The 14,068-nt window shown below is 53.9% G+C and carries 12 protein-coding genes and 4 pseudogenes; 12 read left to right on the top strand and 4 right to left on the bottom strand.

What is annotated here, in order from left to right:
- Positions 1-61 precede the first annotated feature (61 nt).
- The 12 genes and pseudogenes from BMW76_RS39335 to BMW76_RS39280 all read left to right on the top strand — a co-directional run bounded on the left by BMW76_RS39335 (position 62) and on the right by BMW76_RS39280 (position 11,757).
- Positions 62-256, top strand: coding sequence for a 4Fe-4S dicluster domain-containing protein (locus BMW76_RS39335; protein WP_012406771.1), 195 nt, complete (start codon positions 62-64; stop codon positions 254-256).
- A gap of 65 nt (positions 257-321) precedes the next feature.
- Positions 322-720 carry a HesB/IscA family protein gene (locus BMW76_RS39330; protein WP_012406772.1) on the top strand — a complete coding sequence of 133 codons (399 nt, stop codon included), beginning with the start codon at positions 322-324 and terminating at the stop codon, positions 718-720.
- A 30-nt stretch (positions 721-750) separates the two neighbouring features.
- Complete coding sequence (locus tag BMW76_RS39325; RefSeq protein WP_090874080.1) at positions 751-1,122, top strand: nitrogen fixation protein NifZ; 372 nt, start codon at positions 751-753, stop codon at positions 1,120-1,122.
- Positions 1,123-1,448: 326 nt separating this feature from the next.
- Positions 1,449-1,667, top strand: a complete 219-nt coding sequence (gene nifT / locus BMW76_RS39320) for a putative nitrogen fixation protein NifT (protein ID WP_012406800.1) — start codon at positions 1,449-1,451, stop codon at positions 1,665-1,667.
- Between the two features lie 1,121 nt (positions 1,668-2,788).
- Entirely contained in the window at positions 2,789-3,940 is a 1,152-nt protein-coding gene (locus BMW76_RS39315; RefSeq protein ID WP_090874079.1) for a 2-aminoethylphosphonate--pyruvate transaminase, read from the top strand.
- Position 3,941: 1 nt separating this feature from the next.
- Positions 3,942-5,264, top strand: a complete 1,323-nt coding sequence (locus BMW76_RS39310) for an O-acetylhomoserine aminocarboxypropyltransferase/cysteine synthase family protein (RefSeq protein WP_012406802.1) — start codon at positions 3,942-3,944, stop codon at positions 5,262-5,264.
- Positions 5,265-5,293: 29 nt separating this feature from the next.
- Complete coding sequence (locus BMW76_RS39305; RefSeq protein WP_012406803.1) at positions 5,294-6,355, top strand: fatty acid desaturase family protein; 1,062 nt, start codon at positions 5,294-5,296, stop codon at positions 6,353-6,355.
- Positions 6,355-7,179 (top strand): gamma-glutamyl-gamma-aminobutyrate hydrolase family protein, encoded by an 825-nt coding sequence (locus BMW76_RS39300; RefSeq protein WP_090874078.1) that lies wholly within the window; start codon positions 6,355-6,357, stop codon positions 7,177-7,179. The genes BMW76_RS39305 and BMW76_RS39300 overlap by 1 nt, the downstream gene beginning before the upstream one ends.
- A 70-nt stretch (positions 7,180-7,249) precedes the next feature.
- On the top strand, positions 7,250-7,846 hold the full coding sequence (locus BMW76_RS39295) for a LysE family translocator (RefSeq protein WP_177200637.1): 597 nt from the start codon (positions 7,250-7,252) through the stop codon (positions 7,844-7,846).
- An 85-nt stretch (positions 7,847-7,931) separates the two neighbouring features.
- Complete coding sequence (locus BMW76_RS39290) at positions 7,932-8,837, top strand: homoserine O-succinyltransferase (RefSeq protein ID WP_090874076.1); 906 nt, start codon at positions 7,932-7,934, stop codon at positions 8,835-8,837.
- Positions 8,838-8,909: 72 nt separating this feature from the next.
- Positions 8,910-10,268 (top strand): glutamine synthetase family protein, encoded by a 1,359-nt coding sequence (locus BMW76_RS39285; RefSeq protein ID WP_012406807.1) that lies wholly within the window; start codon positions 8,910-8,912, stop codon positions 10,266-10,268.
- Positions 10,269-10,804: 536 nt separating this feature from the next.
- Positions 10,805-11,757, top strand: a pseudogene (locus BMW76_RS39280) (IS5 family transposase).
- A gap of 239 nt (positions 11,758-11,996) precedes the next feature.
- Here BMW76_RS39280 and BMW76_RS42375 read toward each other — a convergent pair.
- The 4 genes and pseudogenes from BMW76_RS42375 to BMW76_RS39260 form a co-directional block, all read right to left on the bottom strand.
- Positions 11,997-12,101 (bottom strand): annotated as a pseudogene (locus tag BMW76_RS42375) (FmdB family zinc ribbon protein); the annotation flags it as partial.
- A 34-nt stretch (positions 12,102-12,135) separates the two neighbouring features.
- Positions 12,136-12,422 (bottom strand): annotated as a pseudogene (locus BMW76_RS39270) (transposase); the annotation flags it as partial.
- A gap of 324 nt (positions 12,423-12,746) precedes the next feature.
- The gene (istB, locus tag BMW76_RS39265) at positions 12,747-13,598 is read right to left on the bottom strand and encodes an IS21-like element helper ATPase IstB (RefSeq protein ID WP_016347309.1); all 852 of its coding nucleotides are present in this window, start codon (positions 13,596-13,598) and stop codon (positions 12,747-12,749) included.
- Positions 13,595-14,068 (bottom strand): annotated as a pseudogene (locus BMW76_RS39260) (IS21 family transposase); the annotation flags it as partial. The gene istB and the pseudogene BMW76_RS39260, both read right to left, overlap by 4 nt.

Genomic DNA, 14,068 nt, shown 5'->3' with positions numbered 1-14,068 from the left:
GGCAGGATAGTCATGCCTGTCTCACCGGGCTTACACCGATCATCATTGCAAGGAGTGTCGCATGGCCCTGAAGATCATTGCGTCAACGTGTACCGGCTGCTCGGCCTGCGAGCCGCAGTGCGCCAATATCGCCATCAGTGAGAAAAACGGTGTCTTTGCAATCGATCCGAAGAAATGCATGGAGTGCGACGGCCAGTTCGATACTCCGCAATGCGTGGCGGTGTGCCCCGTGGACGGATGCATCGTTCCGGCCTAGCCCCGTTTCCCCGCGCATCGCGCCACTTGCGTCTAACGACTGCTCACTTTGACAGGACCGACACCATGCTGCCCAACCTTACCGTGACACCCGCTGCCGAAAAGTTCATGCGCCGTATTGTGCGCTTTTCCGGCTTGCCATCTGGTGCGGGTTTTCGTCTGCTTGTGAACTCTGGCGGCTGCTCTGGATACGATGCCGGATTCAGTGCCGTAACCGGGGCGCAGCCAGGCGACGAGGCGATGGAGATCAATGGTCTGCGTCTTTTCCTGCCCGCAGAAAGCCGCCTGCTGCTGGACGGTGTGACGATCGACTTCGTCGACACACCTGATCGGTCGGGTTTCGCGTTCATGAAGGACAATCAGGGACCTGGTGTTGCCGCCAGCGAAGGCGAACCCGGTGTCAGGCGCATTGAAGTGGGTGCGATCGGACACGGGCGCCCCTTGTTGCCGCCACCAGCATCGTGAAGTGCACACCTTGGCCTTTCGCAGGAGCAAATGATGGGTGACTTCCAAAACGAGGACGCCATCGAGGTCGCGTGTGCGCCATCGTTCAGCATTGGCGAGCGTGTGATCGCGCGCTCGGTAATTCGCAACGATGGCACCTACACCGGCAAGAATATGGGCGAGCTTCTCGTGAACAAGGGCGACGCAGGCTATGTCACCCGGATCGACATGTTCCTGCAGCGGTTTTACATCTATGCGGTTCATTTCGTTGAAACAGATCGCAAGGTCGGCATGCGCGCGAAGGAACTGTGCACGCTCGATTATCTTCCCGATGACGTGCTCGCGTGTCTGGGCGAGCGGGCCACGGCTATTCGTCCGATCGGTGTCCCTACGAGAGATGAGGTAGCTATGGCGCGACGGTAACATTGGTGCGTCGACACAGCGGAGATGTATTTGGTGGACGTTACATTCGTTGCTGGCGTATCGGTGGGGAATGTACGTCGCTGCTCTGGACGACCCCGCAACGATGGCGGATATCCCGACCGGGGCGAAGATGGGTGTCCGTGAAAGAAATCGCGCTTGCACCAATGGCTGTTATCCGATAAAGGATAGCTAGGTCCATGACTGTCGACGAGTTGCCGCGCGGCACGGCACACGCGCCCGAGAGCTGCGACGTCCGCTCTCCTTGTTACTCAAAGACGATGGGGCCTGCGGCATAAGTTTCCCACACAGACTGAGGAGCTTCAGACGTGAAAGTGACGATTCGCAAGGATAGACGAGGAGCATTGACCGCTTATGTCCCGAAGAAAGATCTTGAGGAGCCGATCGTTTCCGTTGCACGCGCACATATGTGGGGCGGGCTCATTACGCTGGCCAACGGCTGGCAGCTGGAGCTGCCCGAAATGGCACCTGATACCGCGCTTCCCGTCACTGTAGAAGCCCGGCGCGTGACGGGTAAGACGGAATGATATGGCGCTCGCCTCTGATTGGTAAATGTCACAACGACTTTGATATTGCCGATCTGCGGTATTAACAAATGCGATGCGGCAAAACTTTGCCGAATTTTCTTCGATAGAGCGAAACGCGCAGCAAGTGCCGGATGAGCGAGAAGTACCGCCAGTGCTTTTAGGTAAAGCGTGCCCGCGCTTGAGGTCTCGAAATCTGCGGAATGCGCCTCTTTCTTAGTTGACTGACGGCCTATTCCCGGACCGGGAGAGCAGATAATTCGACCAATTCCTCGGCGATCGCTTCAGCGCGGACACGCTACCAGCTCCCGACATCTTCGCTGATTATCGACGGTCGCACTGCGTGTTCTCTACCCATCAATGCGACCACGAGCGAAGGATGAGGAAGTGGGCATGCAATGTGTTAGAGAAAATTTTATCTGTCCGGTTAGTCCAGCAATATGCATTGAAACGCAAAAACTGTCCAGTGATGCTGGAGTTTGGTACCGAAAAAGCTCACTCAATGCGTGCATCATCATGTTGATAAAAAATCGACTTAAGGTTGGTGGTTTCTTATTTCAAATCGTAGTTAATTTTTGTGTAACGGTAACAACCAATCGATGATTGACGATGCACGTGGCTATTAAAAATCGTTAGATACGCATCAGAAAGATTCATGCTAACAACATGTCTCACTGTGGCAAGATGAGCAACAACGGACTTGGGGCGGTAGGCGATGGCGACGCTTGCGGGTGCTGTGCGCGTTTCGTCTGCATGCCGTTTGCCTCAACTGCTGACAAGTAGTTTGGGTTGGTTCGGATGAACTCATCGCAGGTCGTGGCGAAAATTGCATTTCGCCTCGTGTGGCGGAACGCTAATCTTCGCGCAAGTGAACGACATTTGAAGCACTTGCAATACACAGGTTCGGCGATGACCGTAAGTGAGCGTAAAAGCGAATGATCTGGGGCGGGGTAAGGTGAGAAGGAAGGGGCATATCGAAAAATCGAACGGTTTCGTGAAGGCTCAGACAAGGCAAAAATGATAAGAAATGCAATGGAATATATGTCACGTGGCGCGTATTCAAGAACGCCAGAATATACCGTTCACGCTTTCACATAATCATCTTCGATCGTGGAGTGTTATACATGACTGTACCGCATCATTTCTTACTGACGCCGGGGCCATTGACGTTGAGCGATGAGGTTAGGGCGCAGATGCAATATGACGTCGGCTCGCGCGACGCGTGTTTCAAGACGATAACGGCTCAGGTAAGAAATATAATAGTTGATTTAGTTGACGGTAGAGACGCCTACTCGGTGATCCCGATGCAAGGCGGTGGATCCTACGGCATAGAAGCCGCGTTGGCTTCCTTTGTTGCGCCTTCCGATCGTCCTCTCGTCTGCATCAATGGAATTTATGGTGAGCGGATGTTAAAGATGCTGCAACTCCGTGGTGTCCATGTTGTCAGCATGACCGCTCCATGTGACGAGCCACTTTCAACATCCAAAATCGCTGAATATCTGAGAAGAAATCCCGCGGTTACACATCTCTGCTTCGTGCATTGCGAAACCACCACTGGCGTTATTAATCCGCTTAGACCGATAGTAGAACTAGCAAAGAAGCATGGTGTAAGAACGATCATAGATGCAATGAGTTCTTTCGGTGCGGTGGAGATTAGCGCCAAGCAAGTGCAATTTGACGTCCTTGTCACTTCTAGCAATAAATGCATTGAAGGTCCGCCGGGTGTGTCGTTTGTAATCGCTTCACTGGAGATGCTTAATAGCAGAGTTAAACATATGAATTCCTTCGTGCTGGATGTTCGAGACCAATGGAACAGTTTTGAGAAATCCGGTGAATGGCGCTCCACTCCTCCAACGCATGTCATTCAGGCTTGCGCCAAAGCACTTGAGCGACTGACCATCGAGGGCGTCTTTCGCCGCGGTGAGCGTTACCGATCTGTACGCGACGCGATTATAGAAGCAACCGCGCCGTATGCTTCTCCTCTTTTAAACGCGAGAATACGGTCGCCGGTATGCCTTGCCCTTACTGCACCCAATGTCATTCGTACGCAAAAAGATCTCGACGCGCTATACGCCCATCTGGTGGACTACAACCTCTACATCTATACAAAGTTGCATTCTCAGACTCGCAGCTTCAGGATTGGTTGTATGGGGCGCATCGATTTGATGTGGATTCGACTGTTGGAAATTGCGTTTCAAGATTTTTTCGACGCCAATCGAGGCGTTAGGAAATACTTATCGGCGTCCAAAAACCGATCTGTGGAAAAGGTCTTGTGATATGTCAAGAAACAACGCCAACGTACCGATGTCCAGAGAAACAGCACTTCTTTATGCTGGCTATCGCCATGACCCGGTGACAAAGGCCGTGTCGGTGCCTATTTACCAATCAACAGCCTATGAGCTTGAAGGTGATCTGGAAAAGATTGCCGGAATTTACAACGCCAAGGAAGACGGGTTTACGTATAGCAGGATCATCAACCCGACGACGCGTATTCTCGAAAAGCGATTTGCCGCAGTGGAGAGTGCAAGCGACTCTCTTGCGGTAGCTTCGGGACAGGCCGCAACCTTTCTTGCCATCGCTAACCTGTGCAGCGGAACGCCAGGCGATAACGTAGTTGCATCGAAGTATTTGTATGGAAATTCGTGGAATCTCCTCTTCAATACATTTAAACGGCTGGGCATCGAGGCGCGATGCGCAGATCCCAAGAACATATCGTCTTTCGAATTGCTGACCGATGACAGAACCATTGCAATATTCGGAGAGGCGTTTTCCAACCCATGTCTTGTCCCTTTGCCAATCGCGGCGCTCGCGGAGATCGGGAAAAGGCATGGGGTTCCTGTCATCGTTGACAATACCACAACTCCTTTGGTCTGCCGTCCCGCCTCTTTGGGCGCGAGCATCTCCACATATTCCGCGACGAAGTATCTATGCGGCCATGGAACGACGCTCGGCGGATTGATTGTAGATAACGGGCGCTTCGCGTTCGATGACACAGTCCGGTTCCCGTTGTTTCACGAACCGGACGAAGCCCATGGTGGCATCCTCTGGAAAGAGGCTGTTCTTAAACTTGACGACCTAGGAGCAAGTCCCTATTTGCTGAAGGCGCGGATGACGTGGCTTCGTGACACCGGTGCCGCGATTAGTCCGTTCTCCAGCTTTCAGTTGATTCAAGGGCTCGAAACACTTCATCTTCGCATGCAACGGCATTGTGAGAATGCCTTGGCCGTTGCCGAGTTCTTGATAAAGCATCCGAAGGTCAAGCGTGTGTCATATCCCTCGCTGTCCTATGGATACGAACGCGAACTTGTTGACGAGTTGGTTGACACGAGTGTCGGTTATGGCGCGATCATCATGTTCGAACTGGCCGATGAAGCAGCCGGACGCAGATTCATCACCAACATCGACCTCATGTACCACGTATCAAACGTGGGTGATGCGCGAACATTGGTCACACATCCAGTGTCTACAACTCACACGACTGTTCCAAAAGAACAGCGTGAGGCCGCCGGTATTTTTGATGGTTCCATTCGCCTGTGTGTCGGCATCGAGAACGTAGACGATATCGTCGCGGATATTCAACAAGGACTGGACGCCGTCTGACGTCGATCTTTCATGGAGGATGTTTCATCATGGAAATTTGTGAAGCGTGGCAACTGCGAGGCAAACGATTCAGGACCTCCCGCTTCTCGCGCGACATTACCCGTGAGTTGTCGGAATTGAAGCCTGATAACATCACCGGCGCACTTTATATTGTGAAGGACTATCTGGTGATTCTGGCGTGTGCTTACGCAACTATGCGAATATCGTGGTGGCTGTACCCTATTGCAGCGCTAATCATTGGCGCCCAACAACGGGGGCTGACCACGATCGCCCATGACGCGGCACATCGGACACTTGCAAAAAACACCCGATGGAACTATTTTCTCGGGATTGTTTTTGCAGCATATCCTCTTCTGCAGCGTCATTGGGCTTATCGCTACTCTCATGTTCATCTGCATCATCCTCATCTCGGCGACCCGGAGAAAGATCCTGACCTGAAGTTCTTCATATCGTCGGGCGTATATGACATTCGTCATCCACGTGAATACGCGTTCTCCGTCGTCTGGAAGGCGATGCTGGGCGGTGCAACGTTGCGCTACCTCAAATATCTATGGAACAACCGGTTTCTCATTTCACGCGAAGGTCGGAAGGACATCGATAGGCTGGGATCTGCCATCGATACTTACGGATTCGCAGTATTCTGGCTGATCGTTGTCCTCGGTTTCATTCAGGCAAAATCGCTTGATATGCTCGTGTTGTTCTGGCTGGTTCCTTATCTGACGACCTTTCAGGCATTGGGCTGGTTCATTGAACTTGCGGAACATTCTCCAATGTGCGAGACGGAAACCGACGATGTCTATCTGACGCGCAATCGCAAAGGTAATCTGATCGAGCGGCTGCTGTTCGGCGCCAATCTTGACGAATATCATCTGGAACATCACCTCTCGCCTGGCGTCCCCTTCTGGCACCTGAAGCGGGCACAAAAGATCAGGCTACGCGATCCGCAATATGCCGAGATTGCCGATTCATGGGGAGGACTCTTCGCTCGCGGGCCCAAAGGGCAGCCAAGTGTCATCAGCCAACTTCTTGAACGGAACCGGCGGCTGTACGAGGCTCAGCTTGAGCGCCTGCCGGGCGAGGAGCGAGCGTAATGATGGACAAGGATCGTCCTATGGGTTGCGCCGTTGTTGGGGTTACCGCAAATCGCCATCTTGGCGACGGCGTCCACCGCGACTGGTTGCGGCGGCGCTATATCGAGGCACTGATGAAGTACGCTTCGGTCGAGTGCGTCATTTTACCGACGATAGACGGAGATCACCCATCGGACGCGACTATCCGCACATTTCGTGAAGTGATGCGCCGTCTCGACGGACTTGTGCTGACGGGCGACGAATCCGATCTTGATCCCGATATCTTGTGCATGAACGAGCGCGTATGGGCACGCACCGAAGACGATGTTGTCCCCGGTGAGACTGATCGTCCGCGAGACCGGTTGTCGTGGGCCGCACTGACGGCAGCCGGAGAGCTTCAGATGCCCGTATTGGGGATCTGCCGCGGCTTGCAGGAGATGAACGTTTATAGAAACGGCACGCTGCACGAAGATTTGTCATTGTCGCAAAAAGGAATTACGCATTCAGAAAACGCAAATCTGCCTCGCGACGAGCAGTATCTACCTGTTCACTCGGTGAAAGTCGCTTCTGGTGGATTGCTGTCGTCGGTTGTCAAGAGCGGAGAGCTACAAGTCAATTCGTTGCATAAGCAAGGCGTTGCCACGCTGGGTGGAGGTATTCAAGTGGAAGCAGTTGCAGATGATGATATTGTAGAAGCGCTTTCATATAGGAATTCACCAACATTTCAGCTCGGGCTTCAGTGGCATCCTGAATGGCACGCTACCAAGGATAACGCGAGCCAAAATATTTTTAAGGCATTTGGGCGCGCCTGCGACGCCTATATGGCGCAGCGGTGGAAAAAGTAGCGATCGAGGTCGGATTCTCAGGTCGCTGTTCCTTCCATTCTGCAATATTTAAACAGAATTGGCGGAGTCAATGGATTTTCATTTGTTTGCTTTGTTCCTCGTTGCCTTTACTGCCGCAGTAGTTTTGCCGGGACCGAACGTCGCGTTTGCCGTCGCGCAAACACTTAAACACGGACTCAAAATTGCAATTCCAGGCGCCGTCGGATTCGGAATCGGTGCTGCAATTCATGCAGCAGTCGTGTTATCGGGTGTGGGCTTGTTCATCCGTGGTAACCAATGGATATTGAGCTATTTACGGTGGACGGGGGCGATATATCTTATATATCTCGCCATTACTACTTTCTGTGGAAAATCGGCGTCGAGCGATGAAGAAACGGCGAATTGGAGCTCGAAGCAGACGTTTGTCGATTCACTCTTAGTCTCTTTGGCCAACCCTAAAGGGTGGATAGCCACACTGCTTACATATCCGAGCTTTATCAGCCCGTATGGTTCGTACTCTACTCAAGCAGTTTCAATGGGTGTTGCCGCAACCGCCATCTCTGTCGCGGTCTATAGTACCTATATGTTTATTGCGCATCGAGCGAGCATCGCTTTCAAGAACAAATCCTTGTTGGAAAGAATAACAGGCGCACTGTACGCATGCATCGCACTTGGCTTGCTCCTTTAATCTTGCTGAAGATTCCGCATGCCTCTGTCTGAATGCCATTTGCAATTCTACGCACCGTCTAGATTGAAAGGGAGACTGTAGATCTATGCCTATTAAAGTGCCGAAAGGATTGCCCGCTGTGACCGTGCTGCAGACAGAAGGCATCACAGTGATGGCGGACGACAGTGTATTGTGTCCGCGCGACCGGCCTTTACACGTTGGTTTGCTTAATCTCATGCCCAACAAAATCGAGACGGAGATTCAGATTGCACGCCTGCTCGGCGCAACACCTATATTGGTCGACCTTACGCTTATAAAAATCGCAAGCCACTCGCCAAAAAATACACCGGTGAGTCATCTGACGACCTTTTATAGAGATTGGATCGACGTAATGGAGCAGGTCTTTGATGGTTTCATCATCACGGGCGCGCCGGTTGAGTCGATTCCGTTCGAACAAGTCGCATACTGGAAGGAATTTGTCGAAATCCTAAACTGGACACAAACCAACGCTCGAAGTTGCTTCAACATTTGCTGGGCAGCGCAAGCTGCGATGCATCATTTCCACGGTTTGCCCAAGTACGCTCTGACGGAGAAGGCTTTCGGTATTTTCAGGCATCGTAGCCTAGAGTCCACGTCGCCTTATCTGCAGGGTTTTTCGGATGATTTTTTTATTCCAGTTTCTCGGTGGACAGAAATGAGAAGCACGGATATTCCGTCTAGCAGTGGTATATCCGTGCTCATGGAATCGCCAGAGACGGGTCTGTGCCTTCTTGATGACCCGAAGCATCATTCTCTACACATCTTCAATCATATCGAGTATGACTCACAGACGCTAGCGGATGAATATTTTCGTGATCGGTCAATCGGTCGGCGCACAAGTTTACCTAAAAATTATTTTTCGGACGATTGTGAAACCCTGCGCCCCAGAAATTGCTGGCGAAGTCATGCGCATCTGTTATTCGGAAACTGGGTTGGCCAGATATACAAGACCGTTTTTAATACGCTTCGTTGAGATTTTTTGATGATCAAGGTTCTATTTTGAAGAAATTGAATTTGCGTGGAAAGTTTATTAGGGATGTGAGTGATGAGTCTTAGATTCGACGCATTGAAACAAGCGGTTGCTTCTGGTGTTATTGATACTGTGCTCGTCTGCATGGTTGACATGCAAGGGCGTCTTATAGGGAAGCGATTTCACGGCGACTTTTTTGTTAAAAGCGGCTATCTGGAAACGCACGCCTGCAATTACTTGCTGGCAAACGATATGGAGATGGAACCGGTCGCCGGCTACGCCAGCGCCAGCTGGGCAGAAGGGTATGGCGATTTCGTGCTCAAGCCTGATCTTTCGACGTTACGGCGACTTCCATGGCTGGAAGGGACTGCATTGGTAATTTGCGATGTTCTGGATCAGAGCGGCCAGCCGGTTGCGCATTCGCCGAGGCAGATCCTGCAGAAACAGCTTAGCCGCCTGACGGAGAGGGGAATGAGTGCCTGTTTCGCGTCGGAGCTTGAGTTCTATCTGTTCAATGAGACCTACGAGGAAACGTCGGTAAAGAAATACCGCGACCTGACGACATGTGGAACATACAGTCATGATTACCATATCTTGTCGACGACGCGCCAAGAATCTGTCATGCGTCCAATAAGGAATGGATTGCATGAAGCAGGAATTGCAATCGAATGCTCAAAAGGAGAATGGGGTGCTGGTCAAGGAGAAATTAACGTACATTATGCCGATCCTTTGATGATGGCAGATCAACATACGATGATCAAGCATGGCAGCAAGGAGATTGCTTCGCAGCAAAAGAAAGCGATTACGTATATGGCGAAATGGAACTACGGGCTTCCGGGATCGTCGTGCCATATTCACTCTTCCCTATGGACACTGGATGGAACCCCGCTTTTTTTGGAGAAGAGTTCGCCTTATGGCATGTCGAATCTTATGCGTTCCTATCTCGCGGGACTTTTGAGGTATTCAAGAGACATTACGCTGTTCCTGGCGCCGTACGTTAACTCGTATAAGCGATTTCAGAAAGGGAGCTTCGCCCCAACGAGAACGGTGTGGAGTCTTGATAACCGAACCGCTGGTTTTCGCGTTTGCGGCGAGGGCTCTCATGCCGTGCGGGTCGAATGTCGAATTGGCGGCGCGGATCTCAATCCATATCTCGCTTTCGCCGGACTAATCGCGGCTGGCCTTGCGGGCATCGATCACAAACTTGAACTACCGGGTCCACTGATCGGCGACGCGTATCTCGATGGCGAGCTACCTGAAATTCCAAAAACGTTACGAGAAGCGATCACTGCCGCGTCAGATTCGACCTTGCTACGCGAGGTTTTTGGCGACACAGTCACCAATCATTACGTGCATGCGGCTCAGTGGGAGCAGCTCGAATATGATCGCCGTATAACGGATTGGGAGTTGACCAGAGGATTCGAGAGAAGCTAACCGCGCCGAGTCGCCCTCTTTGAGATTCGCAGCGGTGGAATGCACGCTTCCCTCATAGCTTCGATTGGAAAGACGGGAGTGGGTAGCATGGCGGGATTTTGCTTGCGGCGCGCAAGGAGATTCGACGTCGGCCGGGCCAGACATGGGACGTGATCGGGAGGTTCGTTGCACGGTGTGGTGAACGTTCTCTGCTGTGGCGAGCGGTCGCCGAATGGCGCTGTGCTCGATATTCTGCTGCAAAAACGACCCGACAAAGCGGCCGCCAAGGGCTTATTCATGCGTGTTATACGTTCGGACCGCGTCAGGAATTCATGGGTTTGCTCGAACGACCACTGCCCCGCCGTTCCGCCGGCTGCGGCTGTCAGGCCGCACACAGCGTCGCGTCGCTGACTCTGTTGCCACTTTGCGGACAATGCAACGATGTCACTTTTCCTGTACGGCGGTTGGATCTGTAAAGGAACGTCTGCAAAAGTCCTGGCATTGACGCCCCGTTCAGCTATCCTGGAAGCAGCGCGAATTAGTTGAGGAGAAGAGAAATGTCGCAGTTGGGTCTTGGCCTGGATCTGTCAACCAAGCGCACGCGCAAGCGGGAATTTCTCGATGAGATGCGGCGTGTTGTGCCTTGGTCGAAGCTGATTGCGCTGATCGAGCCGCACTATCCGGCAGGCAAAACCGGACGGCCGCCTTTTCCGATCGCGACGATGCTGCAAATTCATTTTATGCAGCAGTGGTTCGGTCTGTCGGATCCTGCAATGGAAGAGGCGCTGTACGACGTGCCGCTGTATCGCGAGTTCGCGGGTCTCGACGGCGGCATGGTGCGTTTGCCGGATGAAAGCACGATTCTCCGGTTCCGCCATCTGCTTGAAACACATGGACTGGCCGCGCAAATGCTCGCACTGGTCAATGAGATCCTGACGGAGAAGGGCTTGATGCTAAAGGCTGGATCCGCGGTCGACGCCACCCTTGATTGCCGCACCCAGTTCGACAAAGAACGGTTCCGGCACCCGGGATCCCGAAATGCACTCGACGCAGAAAGGCGGCAACTGGTACTTCGGAATGAAATCCCACATTGGCGTCGACGCAGACTCCGGACTGGTTCATACAGTCATTGGAACGGCGGCCAATGTGCACGACATCACCGTTGGCCACGCGTTACTGCATGGCAAGGAGACGGATGTCTACGCCGACGCCGGGTATCAGGGAATCGAAAAGCATTGTGAGGCGGACGCAGCTCATTGGCATGTTGCGATGAGACCGGGCAAGCGCAGACTACTGGACCTGACTGATCCTCTGGACGCGATACACGATCAGATCGAACGGCTCAAGGCCGGCATCCGTGAAGGTTGAGCACCCGTTTCGCGTCATCAAGCGGCAGTTCTGCTATGCAAAGACCCGCTATCGTGGTTTGATGAAAAATACTGCCCAGATCACGACGTTGTTCGCTTTGAGCAATTTGTGGATGGCGCGCAGAGCTTTGCGAAACGCTTAAGATCGGTCGGTGTGGCCATGTGTTTCACCGGCACAGCCCTGACAGGTGACCGTACCGGGCGATTTCCGCACAAGGAATGTCGTCGCCGTTCAGACCGCGATCAGTTTGAAAGATCACCGCTACGAAAACGACTTCTGCAGACCTTCTTAAACTAATTTTGTGACGCGAATCGATGATCCGGTAATAAGGTATGGCCTCTTTTGGGCTGGACAGGCCGCGGTACCATTGCTGCTGCCGCTTCAACCGCGGCGCAGGAGGTTACTGCGTTCTGTAGCCGTGTAGTTGCTGAAATGGCCTTCGCGCGCGGCCTGACGGCGTGCCGCCGCGATGATCGCTTTGCTGCGGGGGATGCTCCTTATCTGATTCGTCAAGTACAGGCGCGGATTTTGGTTGGTAGGGGGTGCCGTCGCGAAGCATGGCGAACAGCACGTAGCAGGGTCGTCGGGCGAGAGCGATGAGCGCCTGATTGTGGCGCTTACACTGCTGGAACTTGCGCGCGTAATAGTCCCTTGAGATTGGGTTATGCGGGAAGCAAAGGCCGAAAGACGGAGCGCTCTCTTGAGCACCTTGTTACCGTGTCGGGACTGATGTTCGCCCCGAATGGATGAACTCGAGCGTCGGGTGACCGGGGCAAGGCCGGCATAGGCAGCCAGATGTGCGGCTGTGTGGCGCGACAATCCGGATGAGAGACGCGCGACAATCAAGTTGAGAATGTCGCGGCAGAAATGATGATGCCGATGTTGATTGACGCTGGCAAGCGTTTATTGATTGACGCGCGGCGTTGATTGACGCGGGCGAGTGGGTGTCGCGCGACAATCAAGGTGAAGCCACCAGTCGTTGAGGATTGCTGTGTAATGGTGACGCCGCAGGTATTCTGGCTGCGCGACAATCAGGATGAGAATGTGGTGGCGTGGAAGGTGATGCCGGGTTGATTGACGCCGGCTAGCTTTGCGTGCGAGCCGCGCGTCAATCAGGATGAGAACAGCGGGTCATTCGGTGAGGTCGATGCCGTGCTGATCCTCCTGTGTCGGTGGCACGCCAACGTTCTTTGGTGTCGCTCTACTGGCCGGGCGTCCCGGTCCCTGCTGCTTGCGCTGCAGGGCAGTACGGCGACGGTAGCTTTCGACGTTCAGCTCAAAGATGGTCGAGTGATGGACCAGCCGGTCGACGGCGGCCACCGTCATGGCCCGGTCGGGGAAAACCTTGTCCCATTCGCCAAACGGCTGGTTGGCCGTTATGCAAAGGGAACGGCGCTCATACCTGGCGCTGATGAGCTCGAACAGCACCGACGTCTCTGCCTGATCCTTGCTGACATATGCGAAATCGTCCAGGATGACCAGATCGAAGCGATCCAGCCGGTTGATTGCGGACTCCAGCGCGAGCTCGCGGCGCGCGACCTGCAACCGTTGCACGAGGTCGGTAGTGCGAGCGAAAAGGACCTTCCAGCCCTTCTCCAGCAGGCTCAGTCCGATGGCCGACGACAAGTGCGATTTGCCCCCTCCGCTCGGCCCCAGAAGAATCAGGTTGGTGCCGTTACGCAACCAGCCATCGCCAGCGCAAAGCGCCGAGACGTGCGCGCGCGACACCATTGGCACCGCGTCGAAATCGAAGTTCTCCAGTGTCTTGCCCGGCAGCAGCTTTGCGTCCCTGAGGTGACGTTCGACCCGGCGTCGATCGCGCTCGGCGATCTCGTGTTCGGCCAGCGCCATCAGCAGACGCGCTGCCGGCCAGCCTTCCGTGTCGGAGCGTTCAGCAAAGCTGGACCAGATCTGCTTGATGGCGGGCAGCCGCAAATCGTTGAGCAGCAGCGACAGGCGGGTGGCGTCGATGTCGAGACTCATGCCGTCACCTCCCTTGTCATGTCGTCAAGCAGGGCTTCGTAGTCGCTCAGCGGTGCTAGCTGGACGTTCACCTCCGGCATGCTGTTCGTGCGCTTCGCTTCGAAACGCGAGCACAGTGCGTCCAGGTCGGGTAACTGTCCATCGTCCAGGCACTGCTGCAGCGCCTGGGCCAGTTGCGCTTCGCAGTTGTGCTCGTGGGCCAGGCTGAGCAGTTCAACCATGGTCCTGCATGCCTGACGCTCCGGGAGCTGCTCGAGCAGGCGATCGAAGCTCAGGCGAAAGGCCTCGCGTGGAAAGATCTGATCGCGGTAGACCAGGTTGAGCAGTGCCATGGGCTTGCGGCGCAGCGCGTGGATGACGTGCCGGTAGTTGATGACGTGGCCGTGCTTGCCCTTGGGACCCGCACGGCCGCGCTGCAGTGTCATCAGGGCCGTACTGCCCAGAAACAGCTCCAGCCGGTCGTCGTACAG

The sequence above is a fragment of the Paraburkholderia diazotrophica genome, from assembly GCF_900108945.1.
Lineage (GTDB): Bacteria > Pseudomonadota > Gammaproteobacteria > Burkholderiales > Burkholderiaceae > Paraburkholderia > Paraburkholderia diazotrophica.
Note: the sequence above shows the minus strand (reverse complement) of the source record. Positions and strands in the feature narration are given on the sequence as shown.

Bases quoted from the DNA above. Each gene is read 5' to 3' on its own strand.
- BMW76_RS39335 (WP_012406771.1), top strand. From the start codon at position 62: ATGGCCCTGAAGATCATTGCGTCAACGTGTACCGGCTGCTCGGCCTGC.
- BMW76_RS39330 (WP_012406772.1), top strand. From the start codon at position 322: ATGCTGCCCAACCTTACCGTGACACCCGCTGCCGAAAAGTTCATGCGC.
- BMW76_RS39325 (WP_090874080.1), top strand. From the start codon at position 751: ATGATGGGTGACTTCCAAAACGAGGACGCCATCGAGGTCGCGTGTGCG.
- BMW76_RS39315 (WP_090874079.1), top strand. From the start codon at position 2,789: ATGACTGTACCGCATCATTTCTTACTGACGCCGGGGCCATTGACGTTG.
- BMW76_RS39310 (WP_012406802.1), top strand. From the start codon at position 3,942: ATGTCAAGAAACAACGCCAACGTACCGATGTCCAGAGAAACAGCACTT.
- BMW76_RS39305 (WP_012406803.1), top strand. From the start codon at position 5,294: ATGGAAATTTGTGAAGCGTGGCAACTGCGAGGCAAACGATTCAGGACC.
- BMW76_RS39300 (WP_090874078.1), top strand. From the start codon at position 6,355: ATGATGGACAAGGATCGTCCTATGGGTTGCGCCGTTGTTGGGGTTACC.
- BMW76_RS39295 (WP_177200637.1), top strand. From the start codon at position 7,250: ATGGATTTTCATTTGTTTGCTTTGTTCCTCGTTGCCTTTACTGCCGCA.
- BMW76_RS39290 (WP_090874076.1), top strand. From the start codon at position 7,932: ATGCCTATTAAAGTGCCGAAAGGATTGCCCGCTGTGACCGTGCTGCAG.
- BMW76_RS39285 (WP_012406807.1), top strand. From the start codon at position 8,910: ATGAGTCTTAGATTCGACGCATTGAAACAAGCGGTTGCTTCTGGTGTT.
- istB (WP_016347309.1), bottom strand. From the start codon at position 13,598: ATGAGTCTCGACATCGACGCCACCCGCCTGTCGCTGCTGCTCAACGAT.